Consider the following 19,140-nt stretch of genomic DNA (forward strand, 5'->3'; position numbering starts at 1 on the left):
TCAGCGCTCCCTGTCGGCGGTGGTCCGGGGACCGGAGGTCACCGTGGGCTGGTCCATCCGGTAGCCGGCCGGCTGGCGCTCCGGCGGGTGGTGGTGCAGGTGCTCGTCGTGGTGGGCGGCCCCGCTCAGCGGGCCGTCGTAGGCGATCCGCCCGTGGTCGACCACGACCGCCCGGGTGAGGACGCCGGCCAGCGGTGCGCTCTCGTGGGTGACGACGACGAGGGTCGTGCCGCTCGCGGAGATGGCGGCGAGGGTGTCCGCGAGGGCCTCCTGGCTGGCCGCGTCGACCCCCGCGGTGGGCTCGTCCATGATCAGCAGCTCCGGCTCGGCGGCCAGTGCGCGGGCGACGAGCACCCGGCGCTGCTGACCGCCGGACAGCGCGGCCACGGGGTCGTCCAGGCGATCGGCGAGGCCCACCGCGGCGACCGCGTCGACGACCGCGCGGCGGTCGGTGGCCCCGAGGCGGCGGAAGAGGCCGAGCCGGGCCAGCCGTCCCACGCCGGCGACCTCGCGCACCGTCGCCGGCACCGCGCCGCTGATCGAGTGCCGCTGGGGGACGTAGCCCACCCGTCCGCGCTCGCGCAGCCGGCCGACCGGGGCGCCGAGCACCTGCACCTCGCCGTCGAGCACGGTGGCCAGGCCCAGCAGTCCGCGGGACAGCGTCGTCTTGCCCGACCCGTTGGAGCCGAGGACGGCGACCGCCTCACCGGATCCGACCGTCAGGTCGACGTCACGGACGATCGGCACGTCGCCGTAACCGATCGTGGCGCCGCGCAGGCGGATGGCCGGGGGGCGCTCGCTCATGAGCAGGCCTGGCCCTCCTGCAGCGTCGCGAGGTTGGCCCGCATGACGGCGAGGTAGTCGTCGCCGGCCGACTCGTCGGTCAGGCCTTCGAGCGGGTCGAGGACCGCGGTCTCGACGCCGGCCTCGGCGGCCACGGTCTCGGCGACGGCGGGGTCGACCAGGGTCTCGGTGTAGACGGTGGTGACCCCGCGTTCGGCGACGAGGTCGGCGATCTCGGCGACCTGGTCCGCCGACGGCTCGGAGTTCGGGCTCAGCCCCGTCACACCGATCACCTCGAGACCGTAGCGGTCGGCGAGGTAGCCGAACGCGTCGTGACTCGTGACGAGCGTGTCCACGCGGCATCCGGTCAGCCCGTCGGTCATCTCCCGGTCCAGCGTCTCGAGCTCCTCCCGGAGCGTGGCGGCGTTCTGCTCGAAGGTCTCCGCTCCGTCCGGGTCGAGCTCGGTCAGCTGCTCGGCCAGTGCGTCGCCCACGGCGGCCAGGCGGGTCGGGTCCAGCCAGAAGTGCGGGTCCGTGGACTCCTCGCCCTCGGCGTGGTCTTCGTCCTCCGCGTGCTCCTCGCCCTCTTCTTCCCCGTGCCCGTGCTCCTCCGCGGTCAGCGACAGGTCGGCGGCCTCGGCGGCGTCCCAGGCGTGGTCGCCGGCCTGCGACTCGGCGGCCTCGTCCACCGCGGCCTGGAAGCCACCGAGGTAGACCAGCAGGTCGGCGTCCGCGACACCGGCGACGTCGCGCGGCGTGAGCTCCAGATCGTGCGGCTCGGCGCCGGGAGCGGTGAGCGAGGTGACCGACACCCGGTCGCCCCCGATGCGCTCGGCGGCCCACTCAAGCGGGTAGAAGCCGGCGACGACGGTGAGCCCGTCGGCCGCAGTGCCGCCGTCGCCGCCGTCGCCGTCGTCACCACCGCACCCGGCGAGGAGGAGCAGGGCGGCGGTGGCCACGACGGTCGCGGGCCGACGCCCGACCGAGATGTTCATGAGAACCATTCTCTCACAGGCGTCCGGTGCGGAGTCCTGACCGACCGTCCGCGTAACCTGAGGACGTGTTCGACGTCACGGAGCTGCCGCTGATCGGCGGTGCCGCCCTGCGTGCGCGCTCGGCCGCCCGGGTGCTGCGGACCCTGCCCACCGACGCCAAGGACGGCGCCCTGGTAGCCATGGCCGAGGCGCTGGTCGAGCGGACCGACGAGATCCTGGCCGCCAACGCCTCCGACGTGGAGGCCGCGCGGGCCGATGGGACGCCGGAGTCGGTGCTCGACCGCCTCCGCCTCGACGCCGGCCGCATCGAGGGCGTGGCCGCTGCCCTGCGCCAGCTCGTCGCGCTGCCCGACCCCGTGGGCGACGTCGTCCGTGGCTCGCGGCTGCCCAACGGCCTGGAGCTGCGGCAGGTCCGGGTGCCCCTCGGCGTGGTCGGCATCATCTACGAAGCGCGGCCCAACGTGACCGTCGACGCCGCCGGGCTCTGCCTCAAGAGCGGGAACGCCGCCCTGCTGCGCGGGTCGGCATCCGCATTCGGGACCAACACCGCGCTGATCGCCGTCCTCACCGATGCGGGGGAGAAGGCCGGGCTGCCGGCCGGGTTCGTGGAGCTGCTGCCGGCCGACCGCGCCTCGGTGGGCGAGCTGCTCGGTGCCCGCGGCCTGGTCGACGTGGTCATCCCGCGCGGCGGGGCCTCGCTCATCCAGCGCGTCGTGCGCGAGTCGCGGGTGCCGGTCATCGAGACCGGTGAGGGCAACTGCCACGTGTACGTCGACGCCTCGGCCGACCCGGCGATCGCCGAGTCCGTGGTGCTGAACTCCAAGACGCACCGGGTGAGCGTCTGCAACTCCGCCGAGACGCTGCTCGTGCACCGCGACTACCCCCACCTGCCGCGGCTGCTGGCGGCGCTGGCGGGGTCGGGAGTGGCGCTGCACGGTGACGACGCTTCCCGGGCGGCACACGACGACGTCGTCCCGGCGACCGACGAGGACTGGGCGACCGAGTACCTGTCGATGGACATGGCGGTGCGGGTGGTCGACGACCTGCCGCAGGCGCTGGACCACATCGCACGCTGGACCACCGGTCACACGGAGGCGATCGTCGCCGACTCGGCCACCGCGATCGCGGCCTTCACCGCGGGCGTGGACGCCGCCGCCGTGCTGGTGAACGCCTCGACCCGGTTCACCGACGGCGGCGAGTTCGGCTTCGGCGCGGAGATCGGCATCTCCACCCAGAAGCTGCACGCGCGTGGCCCGCTCGGGCTCCCCGAGCTGACCTCCACCACCTATGTCGTGACCGGCCGCGGTCACGTCCGCTGAGCGGTCCTCCCGGCCCGCCCTGTCCCTTGGAGCTGTCTTGCCCCGTCCGCCGTCGCAGTCCCCGCACTTCTCCTCGGTCGCCGACGTCAGCAAGCGGCTGAGCACCGCGGGCTACCTGCCCGACGCCCAGATCGCGACGACGGTGTTCCTGGCAGACCGGCTCGGCAAGCCACTCCTCGTCGAGGGCCCCGCCGGCACCGGCAAGACCGAGCTGGCCAAGGCGCTGTCCGCCGCGACGGACTCCGAGCTCATCCGGCTCCAGTGCTACGAGGGTCTCGACGAGGCCCGGGCGCTGTACGAGTGGAACTACAAGAAGCAGCTGCTGCGCATCCAGGCCTCCCAGGCCGGCGACGGCGCCGACTGGGACTCCGTCCACGACGACATCTTCGGCGACGAGTTCCTGCTCTCCCGGCCGCTGCTCACCGCGATCCGGCGCACCGACCCCACCGTGCTGCTCATCGACGAGACCGACAAGGCCGACGTCGAGGTCGAGGGCCTGCTGCTGGAGGTGCTCTCCGACTTCCAGGTGACGATCCCCGAGCTCGGCACCATCACCGCCACCCGGCGGCCGATGGTGATCCTGACGTCCAACGCCACCCGCGAGCTGTCCGAGGCCCTCAAGCGGCGCTGCCTCTACCTGGCGCTGGACTACCCCTCGGCCGACCGCGAGCGCGAGATCGTGCTGTCCCGGGTGCCGGACCTCGCCCCCGGCCTGGCCGACCAGCTGGTGAAGACGGTGCGCGCGCTCCGGGCGATGGAGCTGAAGAAGTCGCCGTCGATCTCCGAGACGCTCGACTGGGCGCAGACGCTGCTGGAGCTGGGCCTGGACACCCTCGACGAAGGGGCGATGTCCTCGACCCTCGGCGTGGTGCTCAAGCACGCCAGCGACCAGCAGCGTGCCGCCGCCGAGCTCCGGCTGAACTGATGAGCGCGCCGGTGAGCCGCTCGCAGGAGCTCGGGGGGCTGGCGGGGCACCTGGACGGGTTCGTGCGCGCCGTGCGCGAGGCCGGCATCCCGGTGGGCATCAGCCAGGCGGTCGACGCCGCCGAGATCCTCACGGTGATCGACCTGCTCGAGCGCGAGCAGCTGCGGCACGGGCTGGCGGCGGTGCTGCTCCAGCGCGGCGCCCAGCGGCCGGCGTACGACGTGCTGTTCGATCTCTGGTGGCCGCTGTCGGACCGGCCCACGGCCACCGACGACTCCGGTGACCCGACCGACGGCGGTCAGGACGGCGAGCCGCAGCAGCGCGGCCCGAACCCGGACGACACCGCGCTCGCCAAGGCCATGCGGGACGAGCTCTTCCAGCTGCTGCTCGAGGGCGACGAGGACGAGATCGGCCGGTTCGCCCGCCGCGCGGTGGACCGGCTCGGCAGCGGTCAGCCCAGCCCGACCGGGCAGTCCTACTTCAGCTACCGCGTGATGCGGGCGCTCTCGCCGGACACGCTGGTCGCCCAGCTGCTGGCGGGTCTGCTCGCCGAGGGTGACCGCGGCGGGTTCAACGAGCAGGTCGCCCGGCAGACGGTCCGGGAACGGGTGGAGGCGTTCAAGAACGCCGTCGAGACCGAGGTGCGCCGGCGGACCGCCAACGAGAAGGGGCGGGAGCGGGTCGCGAAGAACGCCGTCCGCCCGCTGGCCGACCAGATCGACTTCCTCCGCGCCCAGTCCACCGACCTCGCGGAGCTGCGTCGCACGGTGGCGCCGCTGGCCCGTCGGCTGGCCGTGCGGCTGTCCGCGCGGCGGAAGATCGGGCGCCAGGGCCGGCTGGACTTCCGCAAGACCGTCCGCGCCTCGCTGGGCACCGGCGGCGTCCCGGTCGTCACCCACCACCGGCCGCGCAAGGTGCACAAGCCCGAGCTCGTCGTGCTGTGCGACGTCAGCGGCTCGGTGGCCGGCTTCAGCCATTTCACCCTGATGCTCACCCAGGCGCTGCGCGAGCACTTCACCGGCGTGCGGGCCTTCGCGTTCGTCGACTCGACCGACGAGGTGACCCGCTTCTTCCGGCCGGGTGCCGACGTCGCGGACGCGGTCACCCGGATCGGGCGCGAGGCGCAGGTCGTGGCCTTCGACGGGCACAGCGACTACGGCACCGCCTTCGAGGTGTTCGCGGACAAGTACGCCTCCGCGATCGGGCCGAAGACCTCGCTGCTCGTGCTGGGCGACGGCCGGACGAACTACCGGCCCGCGGCCGTCCCGCTGCTGGCCAGCATGGTCCGGCGGTCCCGCTCGGCGCACTGGCTGAACCCGGAGCCGCGGCGTCAGTGGGGGAGCGGTGACTCCGCCGCGGACCGGTACGGCGAGGTCATCGACATGGTGGAGTGCCGCAACGCCTCTCAACTGGCGGACTTCATCACCACCCTCTGAGGCCCCCGCCTCGGCGACGCGTGGGCCCGCAGCGTGCCCCTGCAGGAGGCGGCCGACGTGTCGAGGTGTCGACACGTCGGCTCCTCGACTCGTCGACGGGTCGATGTCCCGACATGTCGGGACGCCGGCACCGGGGGTGGACGGCCCGCCGCAGGGGGCGGGCGGCAGCCGGTGTGGGCACGACCACACAGCATTCCGGTACTGGTGCGTAACCCCAGCGCCGTGGAGCCGTTGGTCAGCGCGGTGGCGATGCTCTCGGGCATCGGCGCCGTCCGACCGCCGCGAGGCGGGCACGCCTGCGACCGGCTGCACGGGGGAGCCGGTCGCCGCGGGCCGGACGCCTCGCCCCACCGGGCAGGCGCCGGGTCCGTAGCACCGGAGCCGGTCCGGCCAGGGCCGGCTCCGGTGGGCACGGATACGCTCGGTCCGTGACGGGCGGGCGGATCGGCGTGATGGGCGGGACGTTCGACCCCATCCACCACGGGCACCTCGTGGCCGCGAGCGAGGTTGCCGGGCTCTTCGGGCTGGATGAGGTCGTCTTCGTGCCCACCGGACAGCCCTGGCAGAAGAGCGACCGCCAGGTCAGCCCGGCGGAGGACCGCTACCTCATGACGGTCGTCGCGACGGCGTCCAACCCCCGGTTCTCGGTCAGCCGCGTCGACATCGACCGCGGTGGCCCGACGTACACGATCGACACCCTGGTCGACCTGCGCGCGCAGCGGCCGGACGCCGAACTGTTCTTCATCACCGGAGCAGACGCGCTCGCGCAGATCATGACCTGGCGCGACGGCGATCGGTGCTTCGACCTGGCCCACTTCATCGGGGTGACCCGCCCCGGGTACACACTGGCCGACTCCGACCTGCCCGCGGGGCGCGTCAGCCTGGTGGAGATCCCCGCGCTGGCGATCAGCTCCAGCGACTGCCGCGGTCGCGTGGCCCGTGGCATGCCGGTCTGGTACCTGGTGCCCGACGGCGTGGTGCAGTACATCGAGAAGCGTGGCCTCTACCGGGAGGGCCTGCGCCGCCGGGCGCCGGCGGCCGTCAGCGGCGGCGAGGACCCCGGTCCGGCACCAGAATCCGACAGTCCATCCGCAATCCAGGAGGTACCCCGATGACCGCCTCGGCCGAGGCGCGGGACACCGCGCTGCTCGCCGCTCAGGCGGCCGCCGACAAGCTCGCCACCGACGTCTCGATCGTCGACGTCAGCGAGCGGCTCGCCATCACCGACGCCTTCGTCCTCGCCTCGGCGCCCAACGAGCGCCAGGTGCAGGCGATCGTGGACGCCGTCGAGGAACGCCTGCGCGAGCACGGCATCAAGCCGGTGCGCCGGGAGGGCATGACCGAGAACCGCTGGGTGCTCCTGGACTTCGTCGACGTCGTCGTCCACGTCCAGCACGCCGAGGAGCGGGCCTACTACGCGCTCGAGCGGCTGTGGAAGGACTGCCCCACGATCCCGTTCGTCGACAGCGCACTGCCGGCGCAGCAGGCGGCCGAGCCCTCCACGCCGGAGGACGCGGACCCGGCCGAGGACGTGGAGCCGGCGCAGGACACCCTCGACCGGTGAGCTCCGACGCGGCGCTCGGCCTGCCCGTCCAGCGGCTGATCCTCTGGCGGCACGGCCGGACCGAGTGGAACGCCGTCGGCCGGTTCCAGGGCCGGATGGATCCACCCCTGGACGAGGTGGGACGCCGGCAGGCCGTCGACGCGGCGCCGCACATGATCGACTCCGCCGCGCTCGACGCCGACACGGTGGTCGTCTCCAGCGACCTGGAGCGCGCCGCGGACACCGCCGCTGCGCTCACCCGGCTCCTCGGCGCGCAGCTCCTCCTCGACCCGCGGCTGCGCGAGCACGGCATGGGCACCTGGGAAGGGCTCTCCCGCGACGAGGTGGCCGACCGGTACCCGGACCAGTACGCCGACTGGCTCGCCGGTCGACCGGTGCGCGGGCGCGGGGGAGAGGAGCCCGAGGAGGTCGCCGAGCGGGCCCTCGCTGCAGTGGCCGACCTGCCACCGGCTCCCGTCGCGGTGATCGTCACGCACGGCGGCACCAGCGGGCGGCTCATCGAACGACTGCTGGGGCTCGGTCCCGAGCAGCGCCGGCTGTTCGGCCCCCTGGGCAACTGCTCGTGGAGCGAGCTCCGGGAGCAGTCGGGTACGTGGCGGCTCATGCGACACAACGTGGCCGCGCCGAAGGCGCCCGCGTCAGACGGCAACGGTGCTGTCGACCGCGCACCGGCGGCCGGCCCGGACGTCCCGGTGCGGGCGGGCGCGAACCCGGAGGAGGGCGGCGCCGGCCCCCTCGCGGACGCCGACGCCGTCGTCTGACCACCGGCATCCCGGCCCGGCAGCTCCCCGACGCGGAGCCGACGGTGCCTACGAGTACCGGGACACGATCCCGGGCCAGCTAATCTCGCCGCGTGCCCGTTGCCGTCGTGACCGATTCGACGGCCTACCTGCCGCCGGACGTCCTCGAGCGCTACGGCATCGACGTGGTCCCGCTGTACGTGGTGCTGGCCGGCCACTCCGGGACCGAGGGCGAGTCCATCGGCCCCGCCGACGTCGCGCGGGTGCTGGGGACCCGCGGCGGGCGCGTCTCCACCTCCCGCCCCACGCCCGGCGACTTCGTGGCGGCCTACCGGCGCCTGCTCGACGCGGGGGCGGACCGGCTGGTGTCCATCCATCTCTCCGCGGAGCTGTCGGGGACCTGGGACGCCGCGCGCCTGGCCGCCTCGCAGGTCGGCGAGCACATCGTCACCGTGGTCGACTCCCGCTCCGCGGCGATGGGCAACGGCTTCGCGGTGCTGGCCGCCGCCCGGGCTGCTTCTGCGGGTGCGGATGCCGCCGCGGTCGCCGAAGCGGCCCGGCGCACGGCCGCCGCCACCCGGACGTTCTTCGTCGTCGACACGCTGGAGCACCTGCGCCGGGGCGGTCGGATCGGACCGGCGGCCGCGCTCCTGGGTTCGGCGCTCGCGGTGAAGCCCGTGCTGCACGTGCTCGACGGCCGCGTGGTGCCACTGGAGAAGGTGCGGACGTCGGCGCGCGCCCTCAACCGCCTGGTGCAGCGGGTCGTCGACGAGGTCGGCGGTGCGCCGGTGTCCCTCGCGGTGCACCACCTCGCCGCTCCGGAGAAGGCGGAGCGCCTGGCCGCCGAACTCCGTGACAAGGTGCCCTCCCTCGTGGAGATGCACGTGAGCGAGTTGGGTGCCGCCATCGGGGCGCACGTCGGACCGGGCGCGGTCGGCGTGGTCGTCGCCCCGGCGCCGGACACCCGGGAGGCGCCCGAGCCCGGTGAGGAAACCACTCCGAAGCCATGATCGGCTCCGCCAGTCCCGGACTGCGGCGATGAGAGGCGGCATGGCAGGACCATGACGGCTCCGGCCGACTGATCGGCGGGAGCGTCCACAGGCGGGGCTCCCGTCCACAGATGAGTGCGGCCGCCGCCGGGTGGTGCGGGGTCTTCCTAGCGTCCGCGGGGTGCGCCACACCCCTCGCCGTTCCGCCGACGACTCCGACGTCATCCGTGCCCGGTTGCGGGCGCTGCTCGACGAGGGTGCCCGCGGCGGCTGGGTGCCCGGCGAGGAGGACCTCGCTCCCGCACGCGACGCGGGCGGCGAGGACGTCGATGACCGCGTCGACGGCGCCGGCGACCGGCCCGAAGGAATGGGGCGGCATCGTGCTCCCGGGCAGGAAGTCCGGTGGGACCCGGGGCGCCGGGGCGCCCGGGCGCTCTGGATCGCCGGTCCGCTCGCCGCCCTGGTCCTGGTCGCGTGGACCTGGCTCGACCGGCCACGGGTCGAGCCCGTGCCGGCACCGCCGTCCGGGAGCGCCGCGCCGGCCACGCCGACGGACTCTCCCGCGGTAGGGGAGGCGGCCGGTACGGCCACCCCCGTGGTGGTCGCCGTGGTGGGGCTGGTCGCGCGCCCGGGACTGGTCACGGTGCCCATCGGCTCACGGGTGGCCGATGCCGTCGAGGCGGCCGGCGGACTGCTGCCGGGAACCGATCCGGCCTCGGTCAACCTGGCCGCGCTCGTCACCGACGGCCAGCAGATCGCCGTCGGGGTGCCCGGCGTGGGCGGGAGCTCTCCGGTGCCATCGGCCGGCGCCACCGCAGGTGGCGGCGGGGTGGTCGACCTGAACAGCGCGACGGTGCAGGAGCTCGACGCCCTGCCGGGCATCGGACCGGTCCTCGCTCAGCGGATCGTCGCCCATCGCGACGAGCAGGGCCCCTTTCGCAACGTCGACCAGCTCGACGACGTCCCCGGCATCGGCCCCACGATCTTCGCGGAGCTGGCCGAGCTGGTGACCGTGTGAGGTCGGACGACCGGACGGCGTCCCCGGACGGTCGTTGGCAGTGGCTGGACCTCCGGCTGGTCCCGGCGGCGGGCGCCGTGTGGGCGGTCAGCCTGACGGCTCCCTTCCTCGCACCGTGGCTGCTGGCCGCCGGAGCGGTGGCGGCCCTCTGCGCGGCGGCGTGCCTGCGTCGCCGGCGCACGGTCGCGGCGACGGTGCTCCTCGCCGTGCTCGCCGCCGTGGCGGTCACGTGCGGTACGTCGGCCGTCCGGGGCGCGGCACGGGAGGCATCCCCGCTGAGGGGACCGGCCGACGCGCACCGGGCGGTCGAGGTGGACCTGCGGCTGGACGGCGACCCGCACCTCCTCACCGGCAGCGGGCGGCCCAGGATCGTCGCGGACGCCACCGTGACCGCCCTGCACGAGGAGGAGCACGTCCGGCGCCTGGACGCGGCGGTGCTGCTCTTCGCGCCCGAAGAAGGGTGGCGCCGGCTCCTGCCCGGCCAGCCGGTGCGGGCGCGGGTCGTCGCCGCGCCACCCCGGTCCGGCGACGACGTGGTGGCGGTGCTCTCGGCGCGCGGGCCGCCATCCGTCGTGGGGCGCCCCGACGCCTGGCAGCGGATCGCCGGCGGGCTGCGCGATGGCCTGGCCGAGGCAGCTGCCCGGAGGCTCGATGAGCGTCCGGCCGGGCTACTGCCGGGGCTCGTGGTCGGCGACACGCGAGGCATGGACCCCGTGCTCGTGGAGGACTTCCGGCGGGCCGGGCTGTCCCACCTGACGGCGGTGTCCGGCGCCAACGTCGCGATCGTTATCGCTGCGGTCCTCTGGCCGTTGCGCCGACGGGCGGTCGACCGGCGCGTCCAGGCGGCCGTCGCCGCGCTCGCGCTCGTCTGCTTCGTCGTCCTCGCCCGCCCCGAGCCCAGCGTCCTGAGGGCGGCGGCCATGGGTGCGGTGACCCTGCTGGCACTGGCGTCGGGTCGGGCGCGGGTGGCGGTGCCGGCCCTGGCCACGGCCGTGTGCGTCCTGCTGCACCTCGACCCGGGGCTGGCCTGGGATCCCGGTTTCGCGCTCTCGGTGATCGCCACCGCGGCCATCGTCCTGCTCGCGCCGACGTGGTCGCGCCGGTTGCGGGAGCGCGGCTGGCCGCCGCTGGTGGCGGATGCCCTCGCGGTGAGCGCGGCCGCGGGCCTGGCGACGGCGCCCCTGGTCGCGGCGCTCTCGGCAACGGTCAGCCTCGTGTCACTGCCGGCCAATCTGCTCGCCGCCCCGGCGGTGGCACCGGCGACGGTCCTCGGCCTCCTGGCCACGATCGCGGGCTCGGTGTCCACGCCGGCGGGCGACCTTCTGGTGTGGTGCGCCGGCTGGCCGACGCGCTGGTTGGTCCTGGTCGCCGAGCGCGCGGCACGGCTACCCGACGCCGCCCCCGGCTGGCCCGCGGGCCCGCTGGGCGCTGCCCTCCTGGCGCTCCTCCTGACCACGGCCGGGTGGGTGCTCTGGCGCTTCCGGCGGCTCCGCCCGTTGGCGGTGGCCGCGCTGACGGGGTTGGTGCTGATCGGCTGGCCGGTGCGCCAGGCGGTGCGTGGCTGGCCGCTCCCGGACACCGTGGTCGTCGCCTGCGACGTGGGACAGGGGGACGCCCTGGTGCTGCCCACGGGAACCGCGGGGGAAGCCGTGCTCGTGGACGCCGGCCCCGACGTAGCGGCCGTCGACCGCTGCCTGGAGGCGCTGGGGATCGAGCGCCTCCCGCTGGTGCTCCTGTCGCACCTGGACGCCGACCACGTCGGCGGGCTGATCGGGGCGCTCGACGGACGCGTGGTCGGGACGGTCGCCACCGGGGCACTGTCACCGGCCGACGACCGCCTGCCCACCGTCGACGCCCTCATCCGGCGGGCGGGTGCAGAGCGCATCCGGCTGCTCCCGGGGGACAGGAGGGAGGCGGGCGCGGTGGTGCTCGAGGTCCTCGCGCCCGAGCCGGAGCGAGCCACGGCCGGCGCGGAGGCCAACGACCTGTCGCTGGTCGTGCGGGCCACCGTCCGGGGCGTGCGGGTCCTCCTGACCGGTGACCTCGGGGCCGAGGCGGAGGCGCGCCTGCGGACCAGCGGAGTCGATCTGCGGGCGGACGTCCTCAAGGTCCCGCACCACGGCAGCGCGGACGCCGACCCAGGCTTCCTCACGGTCACCGGTGCCCGCGCCGCGCTGATCTCCGTGGGCGGGGACAACACCTACGGGCACCCGGCCCACACGCTGCTGGAGACGTTGGCCCGGGCGGGCATGCGCGTCCACCGGACCGACCAGCAGGGCGACCTGGCCGTCGTGGGCTCGGCGGACGAGTGGGGTGTGGCCGCCCGTGGCCCTGGTCCGTGACGCCGAGGCCGGTCGTACCCGCGTGGCACCATGCAGACGTGCCAGCCGCCGATCCCGTGCCACCGACCTCGCGGCTGCGGGTGGTGACCGGCGAGGAGGAGCTCCTGCGGTCCCGTGCGGTCTCCGCCGTGCGGGCCGCAGTGGTCGAGCGCCACCCCGACGCCGAACTGCACGAGCTGGCCGCGCAGGGCCTCCCGCCCGGCCACCTGGCCGACGTCCTCGCACCGTCGCTGTTCGGCGGGCACCGCCTGGTCGTCGTCACCGGGGTGCACGAGTCAGCCGGGGCCCTGGCCGACGCGCTCGTCGCCTACGCCAAGGACCCCGACCCGGAGATCACGCTGGTGATCGTCCACTCCGGCGGCAAGCGGAACGAGGCTTTGGTCAAGGCGTTCGTGGCCGCCGGCGCCGCCGTCGACGAGTGCCCGAAGATCAGCTCCGTCGGCGACCGCGCGGCCTTCGTCCGCAACGAGGTGCGCACCTTCGGCGGCCGGATCACCGCCGATGCCCTCACCGCCCTGGTCGACGCCGTCGGCAACGACCTGCGGGCGCTCTCTGCGGCGGCCAGCCAGCTGGTGTCGGACTTCGGCGGGACCATCGACGGCGACGCCGTCGCGAGGTTCCACCGCGGGCAGGCCGAGGTCACCGGCTTCACCGTCGCCGAGCGGGTCCTGGTCGGCGACCGGCAGGGCTCGATCGAGATGCTGCGCTGGGCGCTGCAGCGCGGGGTCGCCCACGTCCTCATCGCGGACGCGATCGCCGACGGGGTGCGCACCGCCGCGCGGGTGGCGTCGCTGAGCTCCACCAACCCGGGCGAGCTCGCCCGCACCCTGAAGATGCCGCCGTGGAAGGTCAAGAAGGCGCAGGCGCAGTCGCGCGGCTGGAGCATCGACGGACTCCAGCAGGCGATCGCGGTGACCGCGGAGCTGAACGCCGACGTCAAGGGAGTCGCGGCCAGCGCGGACTACGCGCTCGAGCGGGCGGTGCGCCGGATCGTCGACATCCGCGCCACGACCGGCCGCGGCCGGGTGCCCGCCGGCCGCTGAGCTGGGGCCGTCACCGGCCCCGGAGCGCGAACGAGCCCCGTCCCGCGGGGGAGGGGCTCGTGCACGTGCGCGCCACGACGGCGGGGGCTGCCGGATCAGGCGCGGCAACTACCCCGCGGGCCCGGCGCCGAGGCGTGCGGAAGGAGTGGCGGCCCGGCCACTTCGGCTGAGAAGGGGCAACAGGCTCCGAAGCCGTAGGTACTGACCTTGTGCTGTAGATCACAGATCGCTACCGTCCCGTCACCGCGCCTCACTCAACGGAAAGAAGAGTCGATGTCGAGCATTGGTCAACTGCGCTCGAGAGGCGGGGTGACTACCGGGGTGGGGCCACGTGGTCGCTTCACGCCTCGAAGATTCTGGCTGGTCTCCGTCATCGTGATGCTCTCCATGGCCGCGATTCCATCCGCTCGGGCGGACGAGTACGGAACAGGGGCCGGGGATTACGTCGGCGTGCGGCCGGACAATCACACGCATACTTGGTGCTGGGTCAACGCCTGGCCGGAAGTTGAATTCTGGGGCGCTGTGCACGGTATCCACAATCTCGATGACCAGAGCGCCTTCACGCAGGTTCATGCCCCGACGTGCGAGTCCATTACGGACGTTCGCTTCACATATTTCAGCGACTCGGGTCAACAGATTCTTGGCGACAACATCTGTCTCGGAAGGAACAGCGCGAACGAGTGCGAGAGCTCACGCACGCGATTGAATGGGTCGAAGATCACCTTCGACTACGATGCGCGCAAGACAGCCTGTCACGAGGTGGGCCACTCCGCCGGCTTGCGGCATCACGTCAGGGACACGCAGCCCAGAAGCTGCATGACGAGCGGCGCACAAGATGCTGATTGGTATTGGAACTACTATTACCAGCACCACGTTGACCACCTGAACAATTGCGGATGTGTCGGATGATCCGCGGCGGGGGCTACAGAGGTCGAGCTGCTGTGGCGAGCTTGGGTGCGCTTGTCGCCGGGGCGCTCGTGGCTTGTCAGGCCGAGTCCGGCGCTGAGGAGAGCGCTTCGTCATCGCGTTCGCTCGAGGATTTTGCTCAGCTGTTCGAGACGATCAGTACGGACTACAACCCGATGCCCAGCCCGCAGGCTCTTGCCGAGTACTCCCAGCTCGTTGTGACGGGACGGATCACCGGCGTCATTCCGGGCAGGGATGTTGGTGGCCTCAGAACGGTCACGTTCGTGGTGAGGGTGGACGACGAGGTGACCGAAGCGGCCAAGCCGGCCGTTGTCCACGTCGAGATGGACATTCCGTTCAACCTTCCCGCGAATGAGGTTGCCCGCCATGTTCCACGCGACATGCAGGTGGCGTACTTCCTCGTGGAAGCGCCGACCGCCGACGAGATTCCGATCGTCGACGAGCGGGCAGGGCGGCCGCCGGGGATGCCCTTGTACATCCCGGTGAGCCCGCAAGGATTTTGGATCGGGGAGCCTGGGCGAGTGCTGCAACCACTGGAGCATGGGCAGGCCTTCCCGGATTCTGACATCCAGGACGTTCTCCCCCCGAGTAAGCGGTTCCCGCTGGAAAAGGTCTCGCCCGGTGACGGTGGGACCACCGACTGACCAGACGGTGTCGAACCGTTCCCGAGCGATGGCGGCCTCAGCGGGTGTTCCACCCGTGGACGTCACTCGGCTCACATCTCACTGTGACCACCTCTGCGCGGCGGGGTGAGCGAGGTAGGCGGCGGCATTGCTTGACGCACAAGATCGGTCCGGGGCTTCGGCTCCGGGCTGTTCTTGTGCGCACTCACCGCTGGGAGGCGACGACCTCGGCCGGCTCGTCGACGGTCGACCGGGGTGAGTGGCGGTGGGTCATCCAGTGGCAGTTGCTGCTCAGGAGCGCCAAGTCGGAGACGCGAGTCGCGGCCAGCGCGGACTACGCGCTCGAGCGGGCGGTGCGCCGGATCGTCGACATCCGCGCCACGACCGGCCGCGGCCGGGTGCCCGCCGGCCGCTGAGCTGCAGCCGTCACCTGACCCGGAACGCGAACGAGCCCCGTCCCGCGAGGGAGGGGCTCGTGCACGTCCGCGTCACGAGGACGCGGGACGCCGGATCAGAGACCGGCGGTGAGCTTCGCCAGACCCGACTTGCGGTTGGCGGCCTGGTTCTTGTGGATGACGCCCTTGCTGGCGGCCTTGTCGAGCGCCTTCGTGGCGGTCGCGAGCGCGGTCGCCGCGGCGGCGGCGTCGCCGGAGTCGGCGGCCGTGCGGACGCGCCGGACAGCCGTCTTCAGGGCGGACTTGACCGCGACGTTGCGCTGACGCGCCTTCTCGTTGGTCTTGATCCGCTTGAGCTGGGACTTGATGTTCGCCACGCGTGAGCCTCGGAAATCTAAGGGGATTCGACAGTGCGTCCGGGGCACGACGAAGCGCCCAGCGGACCGGCCTCACAAGATACCAGTCCGGCACCGTCCACCCAACCGGTGGCGGTCACACCAGGCCGGCGGCCACTCGTCGCATGCTCCAGGCGAGCGCGGTGTCGTGGAAGGCCCGCTGGAACGACCGAAGGGTGGGCAGTCCCGGAGGTGGCGGTCGTCGCATGCTGCGCGCCCACATGCCGGTCATGGCGACCACGAGGTCGGTCACCTGGCGGGGCTCTGCCGCGGCCACGAGCGGTGAGCGGCCGACCAGCCACTCGGGGTCGACGCCGCCCTGTGTCGCGGCGTCGAGGGCGAACAGCACCGTGTCGACCCAGTCGGCGCCACGCACCGCCCATGCCCAGTCGACGAAGGCCACCGAAGCATCGGCCCCGAACAGCAGGTTGTCGGCCCGGAGGTCACCGTGCACGAGGGTGTCCCCGCCCAGCCAGCCGCCTGCGGCCAGCCGGTCGGGCACCGCGCCCAGCCACTCGAGGCTCTCGGCCTCCCACGGGTGCAGGTCGGACGGGGGCTCGGCGGCCAGCTCCGCCCACGCCGAGAGCGGCCCGTCCACCCGCTCACCGAGCGTCGGCAGATCCGGCACCGGACAAGGGGTCGCCGCCCGCGCCAGCTCGGTGAGGCCGTCCACCACGGCTGCGGCGGCCTGCGGCGTCCACGGCAGCGGCGCGGAGTCGCCGTCGAAGGCCTCGAACGCGAGCGCGACCCACTCATCGGGGCCGTCGGCCCACTCGACGTGCGCCCGCAGCGGGGGGACCGGCAGCGACGCCGGCAGGCCGGCCATGACGAGCGCCTCCGCGCGCAGCAGTCGCGGGGTGTCGGGGTTCAGCGGGGTCCCGACCGCTTTGACGAAGGCTCGCCGGCCGTCTGCGCTGGTCACCACGGCCGCCGGGCCGGGGGAGAAGCCGCCGGTCCGGGCCGACACCGCGACGACCGGCGACCCCAGGACGGCGTCGATCGCCGCGCGCAAGCCGGCGGGCAGACGGTCGTAGGGCAGACGGGGACTGCCGGGTAGGGACACCCGTGCAGGGTGTGGGACGCACGTCCTTCCGGGCAATCGCAATACCCGGCCGGGCGGCGTGGGACGATGGCAGCACTGTGACGACTCCTGCTGCCACCGACCCGGCCCTCATCCGGAACTTCTGCATCATCGCCCACATCGACCATGGCAAGTCGACGCTGGCCGACCGGATGCTCGAGGTGACCGGACTCGTCGAGGGCCGTCACATGCGCGCCCAGTACCTCGACCGCATGGACATCGAGCGCGAGCGCGGCATCACCATCAAGGCGCAGAACGTCCGCCTGCCGTGGACGCCGCGCTCCGGCGCGCACACGGGCACCGAGTACGTGCTCGACATGATCGACACCCCGGGCCACGTGGACTTCACCTACGAGGTGTCCCGCTCGCTGGCTGCCTGCGAGGGCGCGGTGCTGCTGGTCGACGCCGCCCAGGGCATCGAGGCGCAGACGCTGGCCAACCTGTACCTGGCGCTGGAGAACGACCTCACGATCATCCCGGTGCTCAACAAGATCGACCTCCCCGCCGCCCAGCCGGAGCGGTACGCCGCGGAGATCGCGCACATCATCGGTTGCGAGCCCGACGACGTGCTGCGGGTCAGCGGCAAGACCGGCGTCGGCGTCCCCGAGCTGCTCGACCTCATCGTCGAGCGCATCCCGGCCCCGGTCGGTCAGGCCGACGGCGCGGCCCGCGCGATGATCTTCGACTCGGTCTACGACATCTACCGCGGCGTCATCACCTACGTGCGCGTGGTGGACGGCCGGATCTCCTCCCGCGACAAGATCAAGATGATGTCGACGGGCGCCACGCACGAGCTGCTCGAGATCGGCGTGATCTCCCCGGAGCCCAAGCCGGTCGAGAGCCTGGGCGTCGGCGAGGTCGGCTACTTCATCACCGGTGTGAAGGACGTCCGGCAGTCGCGCGTCGGTGACACCGTCACCCTCCAGCACAAGCCGGCCGCGGAGTCGATCGGCGGCTACCGCGACCCGAAGCCGATGGTGTACTCCGGGCTCTACCCGATCGACGGCAGCGACTACCCGCTGCTGCGCGAGGCCCTGGACAAGCTGCTGCTCAACGACGCGGCGCTGACCTACGAGCCCGAGACGTCGGCGGCGCTGGGCTTCGGCTTCCGCGTCGGCTTCCTGGGCCTGCTGCACCTGGAGATCGTCCGCGAGCGCCTCGAGCGCGAGGCCGGCATCAGCCTGATCTCCACCGCGCCCAACGTCGTCTACCGCGTGATCATGGAGGACCGCTCCGAGATCACGGTGACCAACCCGAGCGACTGGCCCGAGGGCAAGATCGACTCCGTCTACGAGCCGATCGTCAACGCCACGATCATCGCCCCGAGCGACTACACCGGCGCGATCATGGAGCTCTGCCAGGGGCGCCGCGGCCAGCTCGGCGGCATGGACTACCTGAGCGAGTCCCGCGTCGAACTGCGCTACACGCTGCCGCTGGGCGAGATCATCTTCGATTTCTTCGACGCGCTGAAGTCCAAGACGCGCGGCTACGCGAGCCTGGACTACCAGGAGGCCGGCGAGCAGGAGTCCTCGCTGGTGAAGGTGGACATCCTGCTGCAGGGCGAGGCGGTCGACGCGTTCAGCGCGATCGTGCACAAGGACAAGGCCTACAGCTACGGCGTGATGATGGCCGGCAAGCTGCGCGAGCTCATCCCGCGCCAGCAGTTCGAGGTGCCCATCCAGGCCGCCGTCGGCTCGCGGGTGATCGCCCGCGAGACGGTCCGCGCCATCCGCAAGGACGTCCTCGCCAAGTGCTACGGCGGTGACATCACCCGCAAGCGGAAGCTGCTGGAGAAGCAGAAGGAGGGCAAGAAGCGGATGAAGATGGTCGGCCGCGTCGAGGTCCCCCAGGAGGCCTTCGTGGCCGCGCTCTCCACCAACGAGTCCACCGCTTCGAAGAAGTGACCGGCCGGGTCGAGGCGGTCTGCGTCTCGGGCGCGGACCTGCTGCCACTGCCCGACAAGCGGCCCAACCGCAGCGGGATTCGCAAGTTGCCGGTCGCCGGCCGGGTCGCCGTCCACGAACTCGGTCTGGACGGCGACGTCCAGGTCAACAAGAAGCACCACGGCGGCGAGGGCCAGGCGGTCTACGCCTACGCCCAGGAGGACGCCGAGTTCTGGATCGCCGAGCTCGGCCGAGAGCTCCCGCCCGGACGCTTCGGCGAGAACCTGCGCACCTCCGGCGTCGATCTGCGCAATGCCGTCCTGGGGGACCGCTGGCGGGTGGGGACGGCGCTGCTCGAGGTGACGGCGTGGCGTACGCCGTGCGCCAACTTCGCCCGCTTCTGGGACGTCCCTGACCTGGTCAAGCGCTTCGCCGCACACGGCGCGACGGGTGCCTACCTGCGGGTGCTGGAGACCGGCGACGTCGGCGCCGGCGACGAGGTGGAGCTCGTGTCCCGCCCCGACCACGGGATCACCGTCGAGACGGCCTTCCGGATCGTGATGACGCAGAAGTCGCGGCTGCCCGAGCTGGCGCCCGCCGTCCAGTACCTGCCGGTGAAGGACCAGCCGAAGATGGCCGCCAAGATCGCCGCCCGCAGCGCCGCAGCTTCCTGAGGCCGGCA

Annotated in this window: 19 protein-coding genes; 15 read left to right on the plus strand and 4 right to left on the minus strand. The window is 73.0% G+C overall.

All coding sequences use genetic code 11. The annotated features are described in order from the left end of the window. Nucleotides 1–804, minus strand: a complete 804-nt coding sequence (locus BLS70_RS09315) for a metal ABC transporter ATP-binding protein (protein WP_091766405.1) — start codon at nt 802–804, stop codon at nt 1–3. Further along, on the minus strand, nt 801–1,778 hold the full coding sequence (locus tag BLS70_RS09320; RefSeq protein WP_091766408.1) for a metal ABC transporter substrate-binding protein: 978 nt from the start codon (nt 1,776–1,778) through the stop codon (nt 801–803). Before BLS70_RS09320 ends, BLS70_RS09315 begins: the two co-directional genes overlap by 4 nt. A gap of 65 nt (nt 1,779–1,843) precedes the next feature. Between BLS70_RS09320 and BLS70_RS09325 the strand changes: the two genes are divergently transcribed. From BLS70_RS09325 to BLS70_RS09375, 13 genes are all read left to right on the plus strand, one after another. After that, nucleotides 1,844–3,097, plus strand: coding sequence for a glutamate-5-semialdehyde dehydrogenase (locus tag BLS70_RS09325; protein ID WP_091766411.1), 1,254 nt, complete (start codon nt 1,844–1,846; stop codon nt 3,095–3,097). A 37-nt stretch (nt 3,098–3,134) separates the two neighbouring features. Next, on the plus strand, nt 3,135–4,022 hold the full coding sequence (locus BLS70_RS09330) for an AAA family ATPase (protein WP_091766414.1): 888 nt from the start codon (nt 3,135–3,137) through the stop codon (nt 4,020–4,022). An 11-nt stretch (nt 4,023–4,033) separates the two neighbouring features. Beyond that, nucleotides 4,034–5,458 carry a vWA domain-containing protein gene (locus BLS70_RS09335; RefSeq protein ID WP_255362347.1) on the plus strand — a complete coding sequence of 475 codons (1,425 nt, stop codon included), beginning with the start codon at nt 4,034–4,036 and terminating at the stop codon, nt 5,456–5,458. Between the two features lie 428 nt (nt 5,459–5,886). Further along, entirely contained in the window at nt 5,887–6,573 is a 687-nt protein-coding gene (gene nadD / locus BLS70_RS09340) for a nicotinate-nucleotide adenylyltransferase (protein ID WP_255362348.1), read from the plus strand. Continuing rightward, nucleotides 6,570–7,022, plus strand: a complete 453-nt coding sequence (gene rsfS / locus BLS70_RS09345; protein WP_091766419.1) for a ribosome silencing factor — start codon at nt 6,570–6,572, stop codon at nt 7,020–7,022. Before nadD ends, rsfS begins: the two co-directional genes overlap by 4 nt. After that, entirely contained in the window at nt 7,019–7,783 is a 765-nt protein-coding gene (locus BLS70_RS09350; protein WP_091766422.1) for a histidine phosphatase family protein, read from the plus strand. Before rsfS ends, BLS70_RS09350 begins: the two co-directional genes overlap by 4 nt. 92 nt (nt 7,784–7,875) lie before the next feature. After that, a complete protein-coding gene (locus BLS70_RS09355; protein WP_091766426.1) occupies nt 7,876–8,772 on the plus strand; it encodes a DegV family protein in 897 nt (298 codons plus the stop codon). 160 nt (nt 8,773–8,932) lie between these two features. After that, nucleotides 8,933–9,769, plus strand: a complete 837-nt coding sequence (locus tag BLS70_RS09360; RefSeq protein ID WP_091766429.1) for a ComEA family DNA-binding protein — start codon at nt 8,933–8,935, stop codon at nt 9,767–9,769. Then, complete coding sequence (locus BLS70_RS09365) at nt 9,766–12,111, plus strand: ComEC/Rec2 family competence protein (protein WP_255362349.1); 2,346 nt, start codon at nt 9,766–9,768, stop codon at nt 12,109–12,111. The genes BLS70_RS09360 and BLS70_RS09365 overlap by 4 nt, the downstream gene beginning before the upstream one ends. A gap of 38 nt (nt 12,112–12,149) precedes the next feature. Next, nucleotides 12,150–13,154 (plus strand): DNA polymerase III subunit delta, encoded by a 1,005-nt coding sequence (holA, locus tag BLS70_RS21270; RefSeq protein ID WP_255362350.1) that lies wholly within the window; start codon nt 12,150–12,152, stop codon nt 13,152–13,154. Between the two features lie 273 nt (nt 13,155–13,427). Next, nucleotides 13,428–14,063, plus strand: coding sequence for a hypothetical protein (locus tag BLS70_RS20450; protein WP_143030380.1), 636 nt, complete (start codon nt 13,428–13,430; stop codon nt 14,061–14,063). A gap of 32 nt (nt 14,064–14,095) precedes the next feature. After that, nucleotides 14,096–14,725 (plus strand): hypothetical protein, encoded by a 630-nt coding sequence (locus BLS70_RS09370; RefSeq protein WP_091766432.1) that lies wholly within the window; start codon nt 14,096–14,098, stop codon nt 14,723–14,725. 176 nt (nt 14,726–14,901) lie between these two features. Next, nucleotides 14,902–15,120, plus strand: coding sequence for a hypothetical protein (locus tag BLS70_RS09375; protein WP_091766435.1), 219 nt, complete (start codon nt 14,902–14,904; stop codon nt 15,118–15,120). A gap of 95 nt (nt 15,121–15,215) precedes the next feature. Here BLS70_RS09375 and rpsT read toward each other — a convergent pair whose 3' ends face one another. Beyond that, on the minus strand, nt 15,216–15,476 hold the full coding sequence (rpsT, locus tag BLS70_RS09380; protein ID WP_091766438.1) for a 30S ribosomal protein S20: 261 nt from the start codon (nt 15,474–15,476) through the stop codon (nt 15,216–15,218). A gap of 115 nt (nt 15,477–15,591) precedes the next feature. Then, the gene (locus BLS70_RS09385) at nt 15,592–16,557 is read right to left on the minus strand and encodes a phosphotransferase (protein ID WP_091766442.1); all 966 of its coding nucleotides are present in this window, start codon (nt 16,555–16,557) and stop codon (nt 15,592–15,594) included. A 77-nt stretch (nt 16,558–16,634) separates the two neighbouring features. Between BLS70_RS09385 and lepA the strand changes: the two genes are divergently transcribed. Together lepA and BLS70_RS09395 are read left to right on the plus strand one after the other, a co-directional pair. Then, nucleotides 16,635–18,479 carry a translation elongation factor 4 gene (gene lepA / locus BLS70_RS09390; protein WP_091766445.1) on the plus strand — a complete coding sequence of 615 codons (1,845 nt, stop codon included), beginning with the start codon at nt 16,635–16,637 and terminating at the stop codon, nt 18,477–18,479. After that, nucleotides 18,476–19,132 (plus strand): MOSC domain-containing protein, encoded by a 657-nt coding sequence (locus BLS70_RS09395; protein WP_091766448.1) that lies wholly within the window; start codon nt 18,476–18,478, stop codon nt 19,130–19,132. Before lepA ends, BLS70_RS09395 begins: the two co-directional genes overlap by 4 nt. Nucleotides 19,133–19,140: the final 8 nt, after the last annotated feature.

This window comes from Blastococcus aurantiacus (assembly GCF_900102425.1).
Taxonomy (GTDB): Bacteria; Actinomycetota; Actinomycetes; order Mycobacteriales; family Geodermatophilaceae; genus Blastococcus; species Blastococcus aurantiacus.